18 protein-coding genes are annotated in these 18995 nt (G+C 62.0%); 8 read left to right on the top strand and 10 right to left on the bottom strand.

Annotation, left to right across the window (positions count from 1 at the left end):
• Positions 1–144: 144 nt before the first annotated feature.
• On the bottom strand, positions 145–1281 hold the full coding sequence (locus CH302_RS10945; RefSeq protein ID WP_037192489.1) for an ROK family protein: 1137 nt from the start codon (positions 1279–1281) through the stop codon (positions 145–147).
• 462 nt (positions 1282–1743) lie between these two features.
• On the opposite strand from CH302_RS10945, the gene CH302_RS10950 reads away from it, so the two are divergent.
• Positions 1744–2838, top strand: a complete 1095-nt coding sequence (locus tag CH302_RS10950; RefSeq protein ID WP_082323728.1) for a zinc-dependent alcohol dehydrogenase family protein — start codon at positions 1744–1746, stop codon at positions 2836–2838.
• Complete coding sequence (locus CH302_RS10955) at positions 2838–4181, top strand: MFS transporter (RefSeq protein ID WP_052047827.1); 1344 nt, start codon at positions 2838–2840, stop codon at positions 4179–4181. The genes CH302_RS10950 and CH302_RS10955 overlap by 1 nt, the downstream gene beginning before the upstream one ends.
• 571 nt (positions 4182–4752) lie before the next feature.
• On the opposite strand, the gene CH302_RS10960 is transcribed toward CH302_RS10955, so the two are convergent.
• The 3 genes from CH302_RS10960 to CH302_RS10970 form a co-directional block, all read right to left on the bottom strand.
• Positions 4753–5145, bottom strand: coding sequence for a PaaI family thioesterase (locus tag CH302_RS10960; RefSeq protein WP_037192487.1), 393 nt, complete (start codon positions 5143–5145; stop codon positions 4753–4755).
• 48 nt (positions 5146–5193) lie between these two features.
• Positions 5194–6378, bottom strand: a complete 1185-nt coding sequence (locus tag CH302_RS10965) for an NADH:flavin oxidoreductase/NADH oxidase family protein (protein ID WP_052047831.1) — start codon at positions 6376–6378, stop codon at positions 5194–5196.
• Between the two features lie 99 nt (positions 6379–6477).
• A complete protein-coding gene (locus CH302_RS10970; RefSeq protein WP_230596334.1) occupies positions 6478–7212 on the bottom strand; it encodes a hypothetical protein in 735 nt (244 codons plus the stop codon).
• Between the two features lie 123 nt (positions 7213–7335).
• Here CH302_RS10970 and CH302_RS10975 point away from each other — a divergent pair, with 123 nt between their 5' ends.
• The 3 genes from CH302_RS10975 (at position 7336) to CH302_RS10985 (ending at position 10427) form a co-directional block, all read left to right on the top strand.
• Positions 7336–8196 (top strand): SDR family NAD(P)-dependent oxidoreductase, encoded by an 861-nt coding sequence (locus tag CH302_RS10975; protein ID WP_037192482.1) that lies wholly within the window; start codon positions 7336–7338, stop codon positions 8194–8196.
• Positions 8196–9668 carry an amidase gene (locus tag CH302_RS10980; protein WP_037192480.1) on the top strand — a complete coding sequence of 491 codons (1473 nt, stop codon included), beginning with the start codon at positions 8196–8198 and terminating at the stop codon, positions 9666–9668. The genes CH302_RS10975 and CH302_RS10980 overlap by 1 nt, the downstream gene beginning before the upstream one ends.
• 84 nt (positions 9669–9752) lie before the next feature.
• Positions 9753–10427, top strand: coding sequence for a winged helix-turn-helix transcriptional regulator (locus tag CH302_RS10985; RefSeq protein WP_141216626.1), 675 nt, complete (start codon positions 9753–9755; stop codon positions 10425–10427).
• Here CH302_RS10985 and CH302_RS10990 read toward each other — a convergent pair.
• On the bottom strand, positions 10417–10824 hold the full coding sequence (locus CH302_RS10990; RefSeq protein ID WP_037192478.1) for a hypothetical protein: 408 nt from the start codon (positions 10822–10824) through the stop codon (positions 10417–10419). The two genes, CH302_RS10985 and CH302_RS10990, sit on opposite strands and share 11 nt — an antisense overlap.
• Positions 10825–11392: 568 nt before the next feature.
• Between CH302_RS10990 and CH302_RS11000 the strand changes: the two genes are divergently transcribed.
• Both CH302_RS11000 and CH302_RS11005 read left to right on the top strand, forming a co-directional pair.
• Positions 11393–12097 (top strand): helix-turn-helix domain-containing protein, encoded by a 705-nt coding sequence (locus tag CH302_RS11000; protein ID WP_141216627.1) that lies wholly within the window; start codon positions 11393–11395, stop codon positions 12095–12097.
• 336 nt (positions 12098–12433) lie between these two features.
• A complete protein-coding gene (locus tag CH302_RS11005) occupies positions 12434–12733 on the top strand; it encodes a helix-turn-helix domain-containing protein (RefSeq protein ID WP_230596333.1) in 300 nt (99 codons plus the stop codon).
• 505 nt (positions 12734–13238) lie between these two features.
• Here the strand turns inward: CH302_RS11005 and CH302_RS11010 are convergent.
• The 3 genes from CH302_RS11010 to CH302_RS11020 all read right to left on the bottom strand — a co-directional run bounded on the left by CH302_RS11010 (position 13239) and on the right by CH302_RS11020 (position 16187).
• Complete coding sequence (locus CH302_RS11010; RefSeq protein WP_052047825.1) at positions 13239–13574, bottom strand: response regulator transcription factor; 336 nt, start codon at positions 13572–13574, stop codon at positions 13239–13241.
• Positions 13575–14331: 757 nt separating this feature from the next.
• Positions 14332–14739: a universal stress protein gene (locus CH302_RS11015; protein WP_094649942.1), complete on the bottom strand. Its 408-nt coding sequence runs from the start codon at positions 14737–14739 to the stop codon at positions 14332–14334.
• Between the two features lie 8 nt (positions 14740–14747).
• Positions 14748–16187: a CitMHS family transporter gene (locus tag CH302_RS11020; protein WP_037192470.1), complete on the bottom strand. Its 1440-nt coding sequence runs from the start codon at positions 16185–16187 to the stop codon at positions 14748–14750.
• Between the two features lie 86 nt (positions 16188–16273).
• On the opposite strand from CH302_RS11020, the gene CH302_RS11025 reads away from it, so the two are divergent.
• On the top strand, positions 16274–16978 hold the full coding sequence (locus CH302_RS11025; protein ID WP_037192573.1) for a GntR family transcriptional regulator: 705 nt from the start codon (positions 16274–16276) through the stop codon (positions 16976–16978).
• A 91-nt stretch (positions 16979–17069) separates the two neighbouring features.
• Here the strand turns inward: CH302_RS11025 and CH302_RS11030 are convergent, their stop codons facing one another.
• Positions 17070–17531, bottom strand: a complete 462-nt coding sequence (locus tag CH302_RS11030; RefSeq protein WP_037192468.1) for a cupin domain-containing protein — start codon at positions 17529–17531, stop codon at positions 17070–17072.
• 45 nt (positions 17532–17576) lie between these two features.
• Complete coding sequence (locus CH302_RS11035) at positions 17577–18992, bottom strand: NAD-dependent succinate-semialdehyde dehydrogenase (protein WP_037192466.1); 1416 nt, start codon at positions 18990–18992, stop codon at positions 17577–17579.
• Between the last annotated feature and the right edge of the window lie 3 nt (positions 18993–18995).

Genomic DNA, 18995 nt, shown 5'->3' on the forward strand with positions numbered 1-18995 from the left:
GCTGGAACCCACGCGCTCAGCCGTTCGTCTGGACCAAAACTGCGGAGCAGATCCTCAAGAAGGCCAACCGCCCAACAACTTCAAACGCGGACCACTAGGACGGCGGGCGAGCTTGCTCTATCCCCTGGATTCTCGATACCGGTCTCACGATAGGTATGGAACGATGGTCGGGTTGTCCAGCACTGTTCTGCGCGCGTGATGCCAGGCGCCAGTCAGTGGCGATTCCAGTCCGTAGGTGGCTAGGGTGATCTGGGGATTGAAGTGTGGCACCCTTTCGGATCGTGAGCGGATGAGGCCGTTGAGGTACGGCTCCAACCATGGAAACAACGCAGGGAGGATGCCGCCGAGTACGACGACGTCGACATCGGTGTAGTTGCTCATTGTTCCGACTGCAGATGCGAGCGCCTCGCCTCCACGATCCAACGCAGCATGCGCGTCGGCGTTGTTGGCCTCCAACAAATCGATCAGCTCCGTAACAGAGAGCGAACTGTCGAGGCCTGCGCGTTCCAGGAGCGCGTGGAGGCTGAGATATAACCCTAGGCATCCTCGGGCCCCACAGCTGCACTGTGGACCCGCCATGTCGACGCCCACATGTCCGACGAGTCCAGCCAGTCCATGCGACCCGCCGTAGATATTGCCTTCGATCACCAAGGCCCCGCCCACTCCCTCGCGTTGTGCGCTGATATAAGCCATCGCGCGAGGCCGAGTATCGCTCGGGTACGTGGCGTATTCGGCCAGGGCGCTCAGGCGCCCCTCGTTAATTACTTCGACGCGCCGGGGTTGCGCTAGAGCTTCTTGGAGCGGTGTTCGCACGTCGAACGCGCGTAGGCCCAATGGCAGGGCGGCCACGATGTTCGAGTCGTGCGCAACGATCGCCGGCAGAACAGCCACGGGATTCGCGATCCACGCATTGGTGGCGTGGTTTGCGCGTTCGATCGCAGAATCGAACATGTCCTTGAGCGCCGTAACGAAACCCGATCCATCGCCTGGTTCGGTGGTGTGGGCTTTGCGCGCGGACCACAGAACTTGACCCGCCATGTCTCGGACTTCGCCAGAAACCGATCTCGGAAATAGCTGGACTGCCACTGTGCGGACACGATCCGGCGCAGGCATCAACAGCCTCCGCGGTCGCCCCCGTCGTCCTTGGACGTTGCCGGACTCGACCAGTAATCCCCGTGCAATCAAGTCCTCCACCATGGTGGTTACAGTCCCGCTGACCAAGCCGGTCCGCTCGCGCAGCTCCATACGCGCGCACGGCGCGTTGTCGACGGCGGCGGCCATCACCAGAGACAAGTTGTGTCGGCCGACGTCTGAGGATAGTGCGGGAGAACCTGTCATGGATTCCTATTGTCCGCTACGTCTGCTGCAGGGTCGTAGAGAGGCCGACGCGGATTCGAAGTCCACAGCCATAGGGCACGCGCCTGAGCGTATCGGCGATGCGTTCTCTTGCCGTTGGCTTACGTTTCGGATGGCCACCGGATTCGCCGAAGACGCAGAAACCAATAACAGTTATAGCCTGCAACAAATCGGCAATGAACACTGAATTTACGTCGAAAAATCTTTTAGTCAATCGTTGACTTATTCATCTGAATCATCTTAGTGTCGTAGAGCACACCTTCGATGGTGAAGTTCCGGTGGACATCGACCCGCAGCCAACCAGGATTTATCGAAACCAGCTGTGCCGGAGATCAATTTGAGTCTCAGAATTCCGTTGCTGCCGAAAACGACAGAAGGAAGTAAGCCATGGAAGGCATCGTCTTTACAGGCAACCGCAGGGTGGAAATCCGCAATTTTCCGGTTCGAGAGCCCGGACCGGGCGAAGTAGTCGTCGCCGTACGAGCGTCCGGCATGTGCGGAAGCGATCTTCACGTTTACCGTGCCGCCCAGGACGGGGTCGACGGGGTCGGTCAAGCGATTGCAGGCCACGAGCCTGCTGGTGTAGTCCATAGTGTCGGGACTGGAGTGGGAAACCAGCTCGCTGCGCCGGGCGACCGCGTTATGGTGCACCACTACATCGGTTGCACGACGTGCGACAGCTGCAGGTCCGGGTGGCCGCAGATGTGCACAAAAGCTCCGTTTCGTGCGTTCGGGACTCAGGAGCACGGTGGGCACGCTCCGTATATTGTGGTTCCGGCAGCGACCTTGGTGCCTCTCCACGACTCGCTGAGCTTCGAGGCGGGTGCGGCCATCGGATGTGGCACCGGCACGGCGTGGGGTGGCCTGGAACGTCTTGGCGACATCGGGGGATCGACACTGGTGGTCTTCGGGCAGGGTCCGGTGGGGTTGTCGGCGACGATGCTCGCGACAGCGAGGGGTGCACGTGTCATCGCCGTCGACCCAGAACCGGCCCGCCGGATTAGTGCCGAGCGGTTCGGTGCTGTAGCCACCGTCGATCCGGCAAAAAGCAACGCGTCGGACATGATTCGGAACTTGACCGACGGTGCGGGAGTACCGCTCGTACTGGAAACCTCCGGAAACTCCTCTGCGATCTCCGCTGGAATGGCCTCCCTGCGACCATGGGGAAAAATCTGTCTGATCGGTTTGGGTGCAGGCGAGGCACGATTCCGCGTGACCGATTTCTACCGAACCCAAGTGACAGTGATGACGTCGTGGACGATGTCCATCGTCCAACAGCGACAGTGCGCCGAATTCGTTGCGCGCGAGAAGTTGCCAATTGACGAATTATTCAGTCATCGGTGGCGTCTGAGCGAGGCTGTCGAAGCTTACGAAGAATTCGACAAGCAGAACGCAGGAAAGGGTGTGTTCGTGTTCGACAGACTGGATTTGGACGCCGAACGAGTCGGTGCCGAATCCACTGTTCTCGGAGGGGACCGATAATGAACACAATAAATCCACGTCGCCGCTTGATCGGAGGGTGTATCGGCAATGTCTGTGAGGTCTTCGACTACTCAATCTACGCTCTCGCCGCACCGGCGCTAGCGCTGCACTTCTTCTCGCGAGAGAATCCTACCGCCGCCTTGCTCGGAACCTTCGCAATCTATGCACTGGCCTTCTTTGCGCGACCAGTGGGCGGCGTTCTCTTTGGTTTTATGGCGGACAGGGTCGGACGCCTGAAGATATTGTCGTTGACCATTCTGCTGATGGGCGGAGGAACGGTCGTCACAGGTTTGCTTCCTACGTACGAAACAATTGGCATCGCTGCACCCGTGCTCCTCGTCTTGTGTAGGCTCCTGCAGGGACTTTCGATGGGAGGCGAATCGTCGGGCGGCTACAGTTTCATCGTGGAATCCGCACCTGACGGCAAACGCGGACGTTGGATCGGTTTTGCCGTGTGCTTCATCTACGTCCCGACTTCGCTCGCCGCAGTGTTTGTCCTCGGCGTCCAGGCCGCCCTGGGCAGCGAGGCTTATCTGGATTGGGGCTGGAGAGTGCCGTTTATCTTCGGTGGTCTCATCGCAGTTGCAGGGTTCTGGATACGCCGCACGCTCGATGATCCGGAGGAATACACTGCCGCAGTTGCCAATCAAGGTGACGCGCGGAGCACACTTCGGGAAGTAGCTGCTTCTAGGAAATCGATGCTGAGGGTGATACTTCTGCAAGTTCCACAGGCTGTAGGAGCCTACCTTCTCGTCGGCTACATGTTTACTTTCGTCGTGAAGACAGGTGGTCTCGACGAAAAGCCGGCTCTGTTTTCCAACGCCGCGGCAATCCTGGTCTTGGCAGTAATCGCAGTATTCTTCGGCTCCCTGGGCGATCGTATCGGTCGAAAGCCACTGCTCATCGGGGGCGCGTCGTGGCTAGCGGTGACCGCGTACCCGGCGTTCTCGCTCGCCGCATCCGGAACGCTGTTGGGTGCAATCGTCGGGCAGAGCCTTTTAGCTATCGGAGTCGCGATCTTTGCCTCCGGTTACTTTGTCACCGCCGTAGAATTATTCCCGACTGCAGTGCGCGGCACCGGTCATGGGTTCTCGTTCAACCTATCCGCTGCCATCTTCGGAGGTACCACACCGCTCGTTGCCACTGCCCTAGTCGGCTCGTTCGACAGCCCGGTTGCCCCTGCGTTCTACGCGATGTTGTTGATCCTCACCCTCGGTGCAGCTGGCATCGCTATGACGCCGGAGACCAAGAACACCGACCTACGCACATCTCTGCAGCCGACTGGACCGACCGGGAGGATCTTTTCGTCCGACCGATCCACTGCCGACACAAACAGCAAGTAGACCGTAACCGCACCAGGCGCACGTCTAGGTGTTGAACGAATAACAGCGCACCACTGCGTAAGCAGAAGAGGGTGCATAGCTTGCTCAAACTCCGCCCTCGCCAGACGGCTCCTAGGTTCAGTCTGGTGAGGGCGGGCTGAGGAGCTGTAGGGCGAGCTGCCCGGTGATCAATGACCGTAACACCATTTTTGCAATTCTCACTGGCGCAACATCATTGGATTCAGCCCGCCCCAAGCTTGCCAATCCCCACCCGATACGCCGATACGGCCCGAGCAACGTCAATCGTGGAAATGCTGGGTACACCAGCGGACTAAACACGCCCAAAAAGTCCCGACCCCACGATGCAGTCAGGAACCACAGCACATCACCTCAGTCAGTGGATCGAGGCTAAGAGTTTCCGTGGAAGAACAACTAGGCTTGTTCTTGAAGTGCGATAACTGGTCGACTGAAATCTTTGCCGTTCGCGCCGTGTCCAGCGGCGGCCCCACACAGCTTCGCATTGGAACGGCGGAATCCTGGGTCGGACCTCATACTGGGCCCGTGTTTGTTCCGGTCGCATCTGCGCCGTTGGTCAATCGGGTAGCGGCACGTTTTGGAGTCGAACTTGGCCGCGGGCGACTACCTTGCCAGTGTCGACAGCCGTGATTACCACGAGCCAGAGTTGTTGTATCCGCCCTTGGTGCAACGGTTCGGCGACCACCTCGACCCGACCACCGGTGCTGGCTCGGATGAAGTCGGTCGAGTTGTTCACGCCTACCGCGAATTGACCACGTGCCTTGACCGCCTCGCTGGCGCCGATGCTCGCGGCCGACTCCAGCGCGGTGGAGTAGACGCCACCGTGCACCACACCCCACAGCGTGAAGTGTTCCTCGGTGAGTTCGATGTGTCCCACCACCTTCGTGCCGGAGACCAGTTCAGCCTCCAGTCCGGCGGCGGCGGCGAACGCGCTCGGCGGTGTCGCCAGGACGTCGTTGGGAGATACTTACTCCTTACTCCTTACTCCTTGCTCATCTCACATGCCTCGTTTCCGCCGGAAGGCTCCGGCACCGTTTCGTCGCACCATTGCGATCAGCGTGGCGATGCGTCCGCGCTGAAGATCGGGTTGAAGGCCCGCGCCCAGGCGGTGCAGTTGATCGGCGTGCCAGGACAGCTCCAACAGTCCGTCGAGCGACTTGATGTCGATGAGCTTGCCGACGACCGGGCGTAGTCCGGCTCGGATGCTTCTAGCGGACAGCGTTTCCGTGCGGCCGCTGAGGATGGCGTCTGCCGCGTCGGTGGTGGTGGCGGTAGGTCGCCCGAGACCGATGATGTCGCACTCACCCGATTCGACCGCCGCGGTCATCGCCGTCCGGGTGCGGAACCCGCCGGTGACTGCGAGCGGGACAGCCTTCGCGAGTTCGCGCACGGTGCCGGCATATTCGAGGAAATACGCCTCACGCGCCCGAGTGCTGGCTGCGGCGGACCCCATCATCGCCGGCTGCTCGTAGCTGCCGCCACTGACTTCGATGAGGTCGATGCCTTCGCCGGCGAGAGCTGTTATGACCGCACGTGACTCGTCCTCGGTGTAGCCGCCACGCTGGAAGTCTGCCGAGTTCAGTTTGATGCCCACGGCGAACCCGTGGCTCACCCTGGACCGGATGCGGCGGACGATCTCGATCACGAACCGCATGCGACGCTCGGGATCGCCACCCCATTCGTCGGTGCGCTTGTTCGACCGCGGTGAGAGGAACTGCGCCACCAGGTATCCGTGCGCCCCGTGGATCTGCACCCCGTCGAAACCTGCGGATTCGCACACCGCGGCTGCGGTGGCGAATCGCTCGATGATGTCCTCGATCTCGGCTCCGGTCAGCTCGCGTGGAGTGCTCGCTCCGGGGAAGTCGAGGGTAATGGGACTCGGCGCAACCGGGGTGTGGCGGACGTTGAGTGGATTCGACTGTCTGCCAGGATGATTGAGTTGGACCCAGATGGGGGTCCCGCCGTCCTGCGTCGTCTTGGCCCACCGCTTCAGGGCGTCGAGATCGTGATCGTCTTCGATCACGACATTGCCGGGCTCGCCGAGCTGGGCGCGGTCGATCATCACGTTCCCCGTGATGATCAGCCCGAAGCCGCCGCGACTCCACGTCGAGTAGAGCGTTTCGAGACGCGTATCGGGAGCGTGGTCCCGGTCGGCAAGCGCCTCACTCAGCGCAGCCTTCATGATTCGATTCGGCAGGATCTGACCGCAGGGAAGAGTCAGCGGATCGTTCAGCGAGGTGGTCAAAATGGTTCCTTGTCTCGGTTCGGTTCGATCGAGAAGTCAGCGGCGGGTGACCGGTGGGAGGTTGGGGAAGGCGGGTTCGTTGATGCCGAGGTTTCCGGAGCTCGCCAGCGGCCGTACCTGCAAGAACAACCCTGTTTTGTGGGTGGTCTCGTCTTTCGTCCGCTGCATGGCCGGCTTGTGGCCACCGGGTTTGTAGGCGTAGTCCATTGCCAATGCGTGAGTCTTCCAGAGGCTGATCGACGTGTGCTCGAAGGGGAACTTCGAGGCGACGTCGATGCTTCCTCGGTGGCCGGGGTGATGCCTCGCTCGTGACGCTGCGTCGATGTTGTCGTTGGCGAATGTCCCGAGATGTCGGGGATGCAGGATGCCGTGGACGACCACGATCAAGGGCTCGTCGCGCGTGATCGGAGCGGCACCCTCGGCGCAGGGGAGCCATCCGTGCCAGGTGTCGCCCGGATTCTCGAGGCGGACGCGGGTGACCTCGCCGTCGACCCTGAACCTCCCCGGTTCGTCGACGAGATCGCCGAGCGGTCCCGCGAATGCTGCTGCTGCGACATCGGCGTCGTCCCAGGCCATGACGAGTGCCCCGTTTGCGGGAAGTAATTTCGGGATCTTCGTGAAGGTGCCGAAGTTCGAGTTGTTGATCAGGACCGAACGCAGGCCTGCAGGTCGATCGGCGAGCACGCGCCGGAGCGCGCGTCGCCACCGCCGTACGCCGCCGCGCGGACGGCTGAGGTGGTCGAGTGTGATGTAGTCCTGGGTCTCGGGCACTGATCGCTCCTGTTTCATCGGTTCCGGCGTAATGGCCTCATCGCCCTCGCCACGCTACTATATGTTTCGTATAGTAGCCAAGAAGTCGTTTCCGAGAAATCAACTCTGACAGGAGATTCACGGATGATTCGTTACCCGTTGAAGGACAAAGTCGTCTTCCTCACCGGTTCCGGCCAGGGGGTCGGTGCGGCTACCGCCCGCGAGCTGAACCGTCGGGGCGCTCGGGTGGCGGTCGTCGACATCGACCTCGTGAACGCTCGCCGTGTGGCAGGCGAACTGCCGGCCGGTCGTGCGATCGCGATCAATGCCGATGTGACAAACCCGATATCGGTACAGGAGGCGGTCGCCGAGACGACCTCGATGCTCGGTCCCATCGATGTGGCCATCGCAAATGCCGGTGTGCTCGGGCGTCCGGGGCGCCTGCAGTCGCTCGCGTCTGCGGACTTCGAGAAAGTCATGTCCGTCAACGTTGTCGGCGCGGTCAATACCGCTGCAGCAACGCTGGATTCGATCATCGCGCGTCGCGGACAGATCGTGGTCGTGAGTTCGGTGTTCGCGGTTATCAACGGTGCTGCCGCGCTGCCGTACGCGATGAGCAAGGCGGCCGTGGAGAAACTAGGTCAGGGCCTTGCCGTTGAACTCGCCGCGCAGGGTGCGTCGGCGATGACGGTGTACTTCTCTCTGGTGGACACCCCGATGATCAGGGACGGCGTGGATGCGAGCCCCGAGGTGACACGGCTACTCGAAGAGTCCTCACCCGCACCGCTCCTGGTTCGTATCTCACCGGAGGCCGCCGCGAAGGCGGTCGTCGACGGGTTGCAGCGACGCGCCCACACGGTGATTGCCCCGAAGCGGTGGCGTGCAGTGTTCGCTGCGCGTGGGGTCGTCGGTCCTATTACCGACCGGAAGCTCATGAAGAACAGCCGGATCGGCGAATTGCTGTCCGGAATCGATGCGGCACGCCGCACAGGAAGTGAAGTCTGATGTCCGATGATCTCGCGTACGCGCCCGCACACGAACTACTGACGCTGCTCGGCAAGCAGGAAGTGACGAGCGTCGACCTGGTCGAGATGTACCTGGCCCGGCTCGACAAGCACAACACCCGTCTCAACGCGGTTATCACACTGGACGCCGAGCGCGCCCTGGCGGAGGCCGCGGCCGCCGATGCGGCCGCCGCGCGCGGCGACGCACAACTGGGTCCGCTGCACGGTCTGCCGATCACGATCAAGGACAGCTACGAGACCGCGGGCATGCGGACATCCTGTGGCCGAACCGATCTTGCGCATCACGTACCCGCGGTCGATGCCGAAGCCGTTGCGCGGCTTCGTAGGGCCGGTGCGGTGATCATGGGGAAGACGAACATGCCCGCGGGGAACATGGACGTGCAGGCAGACAACAAGCTCTACGGTCCGACCAACAACCCCTGGGACCTCGGTCGCACATCGGGCGGTAGCGCCGGTGGTGGGTCGGTCGCCAGCGCGGCGGGGTTGACGTCGCTCGACATCGGATCGGAGATAGGCGGGTCGACTCGGGTCCCTGCGCACTACAACGGCGTTTACGGACACAAGGTGACCTTTCGTTCCGTCCCGCTGGTCGGCCACATCTCGCCCGGTCCCGGAGTGCAGCGGTGGAGTGAACCCGACCTGGCCTGCTCCGGCGCGCAGACCCGTCACCCCCGCGATTTCGTCCCCGTTCTCAAGGCCCTCACCGGAACCCTCGCGCGCGACGGCGGGTTCTCCTATCGACTGGATTCGCCACGAGCGACGGAGCTCAGCGGTTTTCGAGTGGCGGTGTGGACCGAGGATCCCGACTGCCCCATCGATTCCGACGTCCGTCGCGCGGTCGACCTCACAGTGGCGGCGTTGCGGGATGCGGGAGCGAGCGTCGACTCGCATCCGGCGTCGTTGCCTGTGACGATCGCCGAGTCGCAGAGTGTGTTCGAGCCGTTGCTGTACGGTCAGCTCGGTTTGGACCGAAGCCAGAACACTCCGGCGATGCTGAGCGCAATGGGCGCTCGAATGGCGCAGAACCCTCGGGGTGACGCGGCCCGCGCAGCGCGTGGGAGCTTCTTGACCCACTACGCGTGGATGAAGGTCGACGGCAGACGGATGGAGATCCGTGAGCGGTGGACGCGCTTTTTCGAGAACTACGACATCGTGCTCATGCCTGTCACCGGCACCGCGGCCATCCCGCATCATCGCAAGCTCGTCGACCGGTTCGGCAGGCCTTACAGAGTCGACGGACAGGAGCGGTCATACTGGGATCAGGTGCGCTGGAGCGCTGTGGCCAACGTGTCGGGGTCACCCGCGACGGCGTTTCCGGTGACCCAGACGGCGTCGGGTCTGCCGGTCGGTCTGCAGGCCATGGGCCCGATGGGCGGCGACCTCACTACGATCGAATTCGCCGCGCTCCTCGGCGAGAGGCTCGGTGGGTATCGCCGTCCGCCGGTCGATTGACTGGAAATCGTGCGGGGCGCGAATGCGGGCACGGGGCGCATCGAGCAGGATAAGGACAGTCGAGCGAGTTGCGAGGAGGCCACGGTGACCACGAAGGACAAGGCAGCGCCGCGGTCCTATGGTCAGGCGTGTCCGCTCGCAACTGCGATGGACTTGCTCGGTGAACGGTGGACGCTCCTCGTTGTCCGGGAGTTGTTACTGGGACCGAAGAAGTTCGGCGAGCTGGGGGTACGTCTCGCGGCTGCAGGGCCGAACAGGCTGTCCTCCAGACTCGATCGACTTCGTGAGGCGGGCGCGATCGAGAAGACTGCGGCGGGTGCCTACACGCTCACCGATTTCGGCGAAGGTCTTCGGCAGCCGGTGATCGGTCTGGCGATGTGGGGGCTCGGACTCATGCAGGGTGGCGTCGACGCGCTGGAGCCCCGGCCGGACGTCATCGCGCTGGTTCTGACGACACTGGTGTCGGCAGATGCTCTCGATGGACTCGATGTCACCTGCCAGGTGCAGTCGGGTGACGACTTCGTGATCGACGTCCAGGACGGCCGCATGACTGTCGTCTCGGGACGCACAGACGATCCCGACTGCGCGCATCTGATGTGCAGTACGGCGACGTTCATCCAACTGGTCAGTGACTCAACGACTCTCGATTCTGCCATCGCACACGGCGACGCCCAGATCGCCGATGAGACCGGTGACGTGCACACACTCATGACGGTTCTCGGCACCACGGTGGCCGCCATCCGCGCGATCAGTACCTGATCCCTCGGGATTGTATCGGGTTCGACCGCATCTCGGCTGCGGCTGTTCCGAAATTGCCGTCGCCGATGCGCCGAGCGCCGTCGGACCCGATCGCGACCAGACAGGCGACGACCTCTCGGCGGCTCAGCGCTATGTCGCCGTCGAGCCACTTCGCTACTACCTCGGACGCGCTGGCGATCAGAAGGTGTGCGGTGAGTTTTGCTCGAGGGTCGGGTGAACTGTTTGCGGTGAGGACGCCGAGCATGCTGTCGACGAACTTCGCGACGGCTCGGTCCTTGGCGTCGCGTATTCCGCGGTTGACTGCTGCTTCGAGGTACAGCTTGGCCATTCTCGCATCGTCGAATGTCGAGAGAATTGCCTCCACGGCCGCCGCGATGAACCCCCCCGCTTGCGCCATCGGTCGGCTGGTGTGTGCTGGACGCGATACGTTCGCTGGCAGCGCTGAACGAACTTTCGAGTACCTCTTCCGCGAGGCCGTCGAGATTGTCGTATTGCTCGTAAAAGTGACGCTTCGACACTCCCGCCCGTTCGCACACCACGCTTACCGTCAGGGTGCCGATCCCGAGTTCCTGGACGAGGTTCAGCAGTGCTTTCGTGAGTCGGCCCGACCGTGCCGATCGTCGTTTGGATGCACTTTCGCCTCGATAGGGACGTTCTGCAACTTTCCTGGGTGGGTTTACGCGCTCCATGCTGCCACCTCGTTGTTCGGTGACCACTCTTGAATGCAGATTGCTGTCGACCTGCAACTAAAACAAGTCAGTTTCGGTTTCGGACGTCACAACGACACAGCTGATCACCCGGGACGGCCAGGTGCCGCTGCGGTGGTTCCGGGAGGTGTACCCGAATCTGAACCGTGAGCAGGGGTTCAGGCTCGGCGTCGAGTTCGCGCGATATGTACAGCCCACCTCCTTCGGCCCGCTCAGTCTTCCGCTGATCAGTGCCGGGTCGGTTGCCGAATCGTCGAGTTGCTGGAATATCTTCCTCTGATCTCGACCGCGCTCGCTGTGCACATCCACCACACCGAGCATGGGTTGACCATCGGGCTCGCGGGCCGCACCGGCGATGCAGGCTTGAACAGCATTGCAGTCGCCTACGGCGGTGCCAGTTTGCTCCGCCTCATCGACCTGCTCGCGAGCTCGGCTCAGAATGTCGAATTGCACCTCGATGTCCCGGTGTCCGCGGCTGCAGATTTCCTCGGCGACATGACTCGACGGTTCGTCTTCGATGCACCGTCACCTTTCGTTTTCGTGCCGGCGGCCATCCTCGACGAGGCCTGCAGATTCTCGGACTCGGTGTCCTACCGACTCGGCATCGCGGAATTGAACAAAGCCGTGGATGGGCGCCGCACGAAGTCGTACACGGACACCGTGCGTGCGCTCTTCGCCGCCGATCCGAGATGTACCGACAGCGCGTATTGCGCGCGCCAGCAGGCCATTTCGACCAGCACCCTCAAGCGACATCTCGGTTCCGAGGGAACCACGTTCCGTGAACTGCGCCAGGCTTTCCTGCAAGAACGCGCCACCGTGCGTCTACTCGACAGTTCGGTGACGGTGGCGGAGGTTGCCGCCGAACTCGGCTACAGTGACGTGGCCAGCTTTTTACACGCGTTCCCTCGATGGACCGGGCGATCGCCGAGGGCGTTTCGCAATCACTCCGTATCGCCGGGGTGACGGTCGCGGTCGAGTGCGGCTGACTGTTGTGCACCGACGGCGCTCGACACGCGAGCTCCACGAGCGTCTCCACCACGGCCGTATCCGGCTGATCGTTCATCGTCTCTCCTCGACCTCCCACCGCGTTGCGGCGGCTCCTCACCACTGTCGCCCCGGGCTCCCAGTGCTGGACAGGGCCATTCGTCACTGGATGGAAGGCCTTGAGGTAGACGCGTTGCGTGCATGCCGATCGAGGGCGGGAACCACAGGTTTAGTGTTGAGGGTGAATGCGACTCAGGAGCGGAACCTGAGGACGCGACCGAGGATCCACGTCCGCAGACCGCTCAGGAGGGTCCGTTGCTGACCAAGGATGCTCAATCCTCGACCCCGCTTCTACCGACGTTGCGCGCCTTTCTGAGCGTGGATGGCCGCAAGACCGAGTCTGCTGAGATTCTCTACGTGCAACGCCGAACGCTGTACAACAGGCTCGCTCGAATCTCCAACATCCTTGGGAAGTCGTTGGACGAACCGGAAACTCGGCAGCGCTTGCTGTTGGCAGTCAAAGGCTTGGAACTGCTGGAGGGCTCGGCTATCAGCTTGTCCAGACTTTCCCAAGGTGGTGCTGGTTCGTCCGCTGGTGCGGTGCCCCTGAGGTAGTTGGCCGGTTGTGTTCGGTTGAGTTACTCGTGCGCGCCGCACCGTAGTTGATGGCTGATTCCGACCGTGCCCAGCCCGAGAAGTGGGTGCGATCGACGACGACAAGATCGGGATTTCCAAGCGCGCGAGGATCGTGTGTTGGCCGCCGATGGCGTGGCGCATACAGAGCTCGCACCCTCGATCGCGAGAGTGGGATCTCGGTGGCATTGTTCGCCCAACGGGCGAAGTACGTTGTTAAGCAATGGAGTTTCAGATTGCTTGCCGACTACCCGAAGATCGGGCACGCCCTTGTTGCTCGCTTGTGGTCCCAACTTGGCGTTCAGTCATGGTTTACGCCACGCAAGGCGGGTGGCGGGGGCGTCGTTACCGCAGCAGATGCTGGCGAAGTGTGCCGTGGTGTCGTCGATGAGGATGGTGATGTGCGCGGAAAGGCCCTAGGCATCACCGCTCTCGTTTTCCTCGACCGCGTTGGTTCTCGTGGACGAGAGAGAAGGTGCATATTGGGTCAGAGAATCAGACCTGCTCGCCGGGCAGTGTGCGCCGCTTCGTATCTCGTCGAAGCGTCGAGCTTGGCCATGATCGACTTCATGTAGCTCTTTACTGTGGACACGGTGAGTCCGAGCGCCTCGGCGATCGCGATGTTGGATCGCCCCAACGCCACGAGCAAGAGCACGTCACGTTTGCGCGAGGTCACGTGTGGAGCGGCGGACGTCGCCGCGGCCGGTTCGAGGAATACCCGAAGGGAGTCGAGTACGGACGAGACGTTCGATGCGTCCATTCCTGCTGCGGCAGAACGGAGTCGGGTGTAGAACTGTCGAATATCCTCGCGAAGACGGTCCATGTCTCGGCGGGTGGCGACGATCGAGTGCGCGGCGACGGTCCTCGATCGTTCGACATCGAAGTGCGCTGATGCAAAGTCGTCGCGCTTTCCTGCTGACTCCGTGGCGATGTGGTTTCGCTCGGATGAGTCTCGTTGTCACGAGTCCGCGCACTGCATCATTGCGTCAGGACGCTCTCCGTCCACCCGATACCATGGCTGTCCGGCACCGATCGGGACGGTCCGGTGCCGGAGAGTCGACGGCAGTTCGGTGTCACGAGAGTGTCACAAGTCGGTACGATCGAACATGGACTCGTCCGGACAATGATGTACGAAAACCGTTGCAAATAAACAAATATCGAGTCCATTGAAGTTCATGCGAATCCACTTCCAGGGACTTAAAATCCGCACAGTGTCGGTTCGAGTCCGACTGGGGGCACTGGAGTCCATGTGGATCCGACTTCGACAGTTCACTGACACGAGGCTGATACATCTCGGTATGAGCGGAGTCGTGGTGTGAGCGTCGATGCTTACGTTCTTTGCGCACGACTGGATGCATGTGGGTATGCGAGCGACGACGTCGTGGATGAAGGAATGGCGCTCTGCCACCGATCAAGGATATGACGCAAATTATGGAGGGATCATTGCGGACCCGGCGTCCTGCATCTGTTGTGCGTTTTCGCCTCTCAACGTGACCGGTGTGTCAGTGACCACGTGCAGATGTGCCGGTTGCGGTGATTCGACGACCGGTAACCGGGCACATCTTCTGCGCTACTCGGGTTCAGTCGAGCGGAGACTTTATGGTTACGACAGGGCAGGGTGCGTCGAGCATGACTCGTTGGACCTGACTACCGAGCAGCAGCTTCATCGTTGCCGATCGACGGCGCATCCCAATGACCACGAGGTCGGCCGAGACTGACTCGGCTACCTCGATGATCTGTGTCGCTGCATCACGGCCAGCTGGATGGACGGTGTGAGAAATTCCGACTTCTACCAATTCGGCGGCGATCGATTCTCCGAGTGTGGGGGAGCTGTAGTTGGGGCTCGCCGGGGAATCAGCACCTCCGACGAGTACGACGTTTATGTGTAGATCGCTGGGGCTACTGGCCAATGCTTTGCCATGATTCAGAACCCAGTCGAACGCCAGTCGGCTTTCGGGGCGATCATTTTGTGCAACAACGATGTTCATAGGTGTCCTCATCCGGGGTAGGCGGCGGTGAGTGCGCCGACGGCGAGCATGACTACGCAGACGAGTGATGCGCGCCAGATTGCTTTTCGAAGGTGCGCTCCGAGTTCGACTTTGGCGAGTCCGATGAGCAGGAGGAACGAAGCAACCAACGGGCTCGAGGTGTGCAGGGGTTGGCCGACGATGGCGGCGCGGGCCATTTCTTCGCTTGTGATTCCGTAGTGCGATGCGGTTTCGGTGAGGACTGGTAGCACTCCGAAGAAGAAGGCGTCGTTGCTCATCAGGAATGTCAGCGGGATGCTGAGCACGCCGGCGACGATGGCGAGGTGTGGTCCGAAGGCGTCGGGGATCACGTCGACGAGCCATCGTGACATTTCTTCGACCATGCCGGTGCCGTTGAGTACGCCGGTGAGAACCGATGCTGCGAAGACGAGGGCGACGACGGACACGACGCTCGATGCGTGGGCTTTGATCTGGTCGGATTGTTCGCTGACACGCGGGAAGTTGAGCACGAGTGCGATGCCGACCGCGATCATGAATGTCACGGGTGGTTCGACGATATCGAGGACGAGCAGTGTCATCACTGCGATGGTGAGAGCGAGGTTGAGCCACACCAGCTTCGGGCGGGCTTTGGGTCGGTGCAGGTGTGCCGCTGCGTCGTCGGGGAGATCGCCGAAGTCGCTGGTCTCGGGGATCGCTGTCGAGGGTATGTCGTCGCCTGTGCCTGCAGAGCCGGCGCCCGGTCGATCCGATCCGGTGGAGGCGCTGCCTCCGGTTCTTGCTGTGGTGGTGACGCTTTCCCGCTGGAGGATGCGTGATTTGGGATCGAGGGTGAGTGTGCCGACTCGCTTACGTTCAGCGCGGCCCAGGAAGTATGCGAGCACCGTGACAGCGATCAGACCGGCTGCGATAGCGGGAATCATCGGGACGAAAATGTCGATCGGTGAGACGCCGAGCGCTGCCGACGCACGTGCGGTCGATCCACCCCACGGAACAGTGTTGAGGACACCATTGGCTGTGGCTGCGACGACGGTCAGGACGACCGGGCTCATGCGAAGTTTGAGGTAGATCGGCAGGAACGCCGAGGTCACGATGATGAAGGTGGTCGATCCGTCACCGTCGAGGGAGACGATCGAGGTCAGTAGTGCTGTTCCGACGACCAGACGCATCGGGTCGTTCTTGACGAATTTGAGGATCAGTCTGATCAGTGGATCGAAGAGTCCGACGTCGATCATTATTCCGAAGAACGTGATGGCGAAAAACAGCAGTGCTGCGGTGGGCGCGAGTTTGAGCAGCGCCTCCATGATGATGTCGCTCAGACCCAGGCCTGCGCCTGCGAACAGGCCGAACACGGTGGGCACCAGGATAAGTGCTGCGACCGGTGTGATGCGTTTGCTCATGATCAGGTACATGAAAACCGCGATCATGGAGAAACCGAGTATGACGAGCATCGTCGCCCTTTCGTGTAGTGGTGTGCATCACTGTATACCGTATGGAGTTCCTTGGCGAGTGCCCTGTGGTTGGCTACGATGCGTTCATGACTGGTGACAGCAAAAGTGATCGGGTGTATGCGCAGCTCAAGGCGGAGATCATGTCGGGTGAGATCGCACCTGGGTCGTCGCTGGGCGCGATTTCCATCGGTGAGCGGCTGAATGCGTCCAGAACCCCTGTCCGGCAGGCGTTTGTGCGGCTGGAGGCAGAGGGTCTCGTCACGCTGGTCGACCGGCAGGGCGCACGGGTGGCACCGATATCGATATCGGGGGTGCGTGATCTTTTCGAGCTTCGCTCGCTGCTCGAGTCGACGGCTACCGGGATGGTCGCCGATGCGGTGCGTTTCGATCCGGCTGCGGCCGGACCGTTCATCGAGATTCTCGGCGAGCTCGACAGCATGGAGAACGAGGAACCGTCGAGTCAACGGTGGGAGCGCTTCTACGAACTCGCCGAGCAGTTCGATCGAGCGGTGATCGCGCACACACGCAACGCGCATTTGTCGCGCTCTATTGCCGAATTGCGGCCGCACAGTGCGCGTTTGAGGTCGATTGCGCACACCAGTCCGGATCGCCTCGAGCGCTCGCTGGTGGAGCATCAGCAGATGTGTCGGGCGATCATCGCCGGAGACTCGTCGGCTGCGAAGGCAGCGGCGGCCGAGCATCTCGAGGCCACAGAGCGAACCATCCTCGATGCAGTGATGAATCCTGCACGTGCGGGCCGTGGTCCGCGGATCGACGTTGTCACGGCCTGAGCTGCGTCCGGTCGGCTGATCGTCGGGCGGGCCGCAGGACTTGGCGTTCCCGCCAGGATCCTGCGGCCGTCGGGCGTGACGGTCGAACGCGTCAGGCGATGTTGGTGCCGTGTTCCTCGTCGATGCGGGTGGTCACGCCGGTGGCGATGACGGTGCGGTTGGCGTCGATGGAGGCGTAGGTCCAGAAGATGTGGAGTTCGTCGGTGTCGGAGGTGTTGTGAAAGAAGTGTCGAATACCTGCCGGGATGAACGAGTTGTCGCCCACCGTGACGGGATACTCCTTGCCGTCGATGTGTGCGACGGCCGATCCTTTCAGGACCAGCACTGATTCGTCGCAGTTGTGGATGTGTTCGGGGATTGCCGATCCGGGGGCGAACATGGTGATGCCGTTGAGGAAGTCCTTCGCGCCGACCTGTTGTGAGACCAGGGGAATGGTGCGGGCTCCTCCGCCGCGTTGGCGCGGGGTGATGTCTGAGGCATGCAGCACAACGGCGGGGCGGCCGTCGTCGCTGGCGGAGTCGGTGACGGTACGGCCTTCGGTATTGGCGGTCATGAAGTTCGGTCCTTTGCGGGTGGTCGAATTGGGTTGTGGCTGAGGTTATTCAGAGACAGGTGCGACGGAGGCCGGGGTGTTCATGGCCCACCAGGTACGCACGTTGACGAATTCGCGGATACCGGCGGAAGCGAGTTCTCGGCCGTAACCGGATCGCTTGGTACCCCCGAAGGGCATTCGGGCGTCGGAGGCGACGACGGCGTTGACGAAGCATGCGCCGGAGGTGATGCGTTTTCCGACCGCAATGGCCTTGTCGACATCTGCGCTCCAGATGCTTGCTCCGAGCCCGAAGCGGGTGTCGTTCGCGACGTGGACTGCTTCGTCGGCGTCTGCAACGGTGATGATGGACGCGACCGGCCCGAATGCCTCTTCGTGGTAGGTGGTCATTCCGGCGCTGACGGTGCCGAGGACGGTGGGGGCGTAGAAGTTACCGGGCCGATCGAGGACCTTGCCGCCGGTGAGCAGGGTCGCTCCCGCGTCGACAGAGTCCTGGACCTGTGCAGCGACGCCGTCGCGCAGATCGGCTCGCGCCAGGGGGCCGACGTCGGTGCCGTCGGCTTCGGGATCGCCGACGGTCAGTGTTTCGACTGCAGCGACGACCAGTCGGGTGAACTCGTCGGCGACCGGGGCTTCGACGATGAACCGCTTCGGGGAGATGCAGGACTGGCCGGCGTTGAGAAAGCGGCCCTTGGCGGCCAGGTGTGCGACCTTGGGCAGGTCGGCGTCGGCGAGAACGATGAATGGATCCGAGCCTCCGAGTTCGAGCACCGACTTCTTGATCTCGCGTCCGGCGATGGAACCCACTGCAGATCCGGCGCGTTCACTGCCGGTGATGGTCACGGCACCGACGCGGGGATCAGCGATGAGGCGTTCGGTGACCGCCGGTACGTCGACCTCGGCGACGAGGAGGGTGGTGAACAATCCTGCCGGCAACCCGGCGGCTTCGAGGATGGCCTGCGCTTCGAGAGCGGAGCCCGTGGTGTTGGGCGAGTGCTTCAACAATGCAGCGTTCCCGGCCATCAGCGCGGGCGCGGCGAAACGAAAGACCTGCCACAGCGGGAAGTTCCACGGCATGATCGCCAATACGATCCCGATGGGTTCGTACGACACCCAGGAAGTGTCGGCGGAGGTCTCGTAGATCTCGTCGGCGAGGAAGCCGGCAGCGTTGTCGGCGTAGTACTCGAGACCGACAGCGCACTTTTCTACCTCGGCGCGGGACTCGGCGAGCGGCTTGCCCATCTCGCGGGTCACCAACAACGCCAACGACTCCGCGCGGGATCGCAATTCAGCGGCTCCGGCCTGCAAGATTTTCGATCGGTCATCGAAACCGATACGCGCCCAGTCGGTCTGGGCGGCCGAAGCAGTATCGAGCGCAGCGTCGATGACCGCGTCGCTCATCGCTTCGTACGTAGCGAGCTCGCGGCCGGTTGCCGGGTTTATGGTCGTGATGGAAACAGACATTGA

The organism is Rhodococcus sp. 15-2388-1-1a, assembly GCF_002259145.1.
Classification (GTDB): Bacteria; Actinomycetota; Actinomycetes; order Mycobacteriales; family Mycobacteriaceae; genus Rhodococcoides.

What these genes read in the sequence shown, in the direction of transcription:
- CH302_RS10955 (WP_052047827.1), top strand. Translation starts at nt 2,838, where the DNA reads ATGAACACAATAAATCCACGTCGCCGCTTGATCGGAGGGTGTATCGGC.
- CH302_RS11020 (WP_037192470.1), bottom strand. Translation starts at nt 16,187, where the DNA reads ATGCTCGTCATACTCGGTTTCTCCATGATCGCGGTTTTCATGTACCTG.
- CH302_RS11030 (WP_037192468.1), bottom strand. Translation starts at nt 17,531, where the DNA reads ATGACCGCCAATACCGAAGGCCGTACCGTCACCGACTCCGCCAGCGAC.
- CH302_RS10975 (WP_037192482.1), top strand. Translation starts at nt 7,336, where the DNA reads ATGATTCGTTACCCGTTGAAGGACAAAGTCGTCTTCCTCACCGGTTCC.
- CH302_RS11035 (WP_037192466.1), bottom strand. Translation starts at nt 18,992, where the DNA reads ATGTCTGTTTCCATCACGACCATAAACCCGGCAACCGGCCGCGAGCTC.
- CH302_RS10965 (WP_052047831.1), bottom strand. Translation starts at nt 6,378, where the DNA reads ATGAAGGCTGCGCTGAGTGAGGCGCTTGCCGACCGGGACCACGCTCCC.
- CH302_RS11025 (WP_037192573.1), top strand. Translation starts at nt 16,274, where the DNA reads ATGACTGGTGACAGCAAAAGTGATCGGGTGTATGCGCAGCTCAAGGCG.
- CH302_RS11010 (WP_052047825.1), bottom strand. Translation starts at nt 13,574, where the DNA reads ATGGACCGTCTTCGCGAGGATATTCGACAGTTCTACACCCGACTCCGT.
- CH302_RS10980 (WP_037192480.1), top strand. Translation starts at nt 8,196, where the DNA reads ATGTCCGATGATCTCGCGTACGCGCCCGCACACGAACTACTGACGCTG.
- CH302_RS10990 (WP_037192478.1), bottom strand. Translation starts at nt 10,824, where the DNA reads ATGGCGCAAGCGGGGGGGTTCATCGCGGCGGCCGTGGAGGCAATTCTC.
- CH302_RS10950 (WP_082323728.1), top strand. Translation starts at nt 1,744, where the DNA reads ATGGAAGGCATCGTCTTTACAGGCAACCGCAGGGTGGAAATCCGCAAT.
- CH302_RS11015 (WP_094649942.1), bottom strand. Translation starts at nt 14,739, where the DNA reads ATGAACATCGTTGTTGCACAAAATGATCGCCCCGAAAGCCGACTGGCG.
- CH302_RS10945 (WP_037192489.1), bottom strand. Translation starts at nt 1,281, where the DNA reads ATGGCCGCCGCCGTCGACAACGCGCCGTGCGCGCGTATGGAGCTGCGC.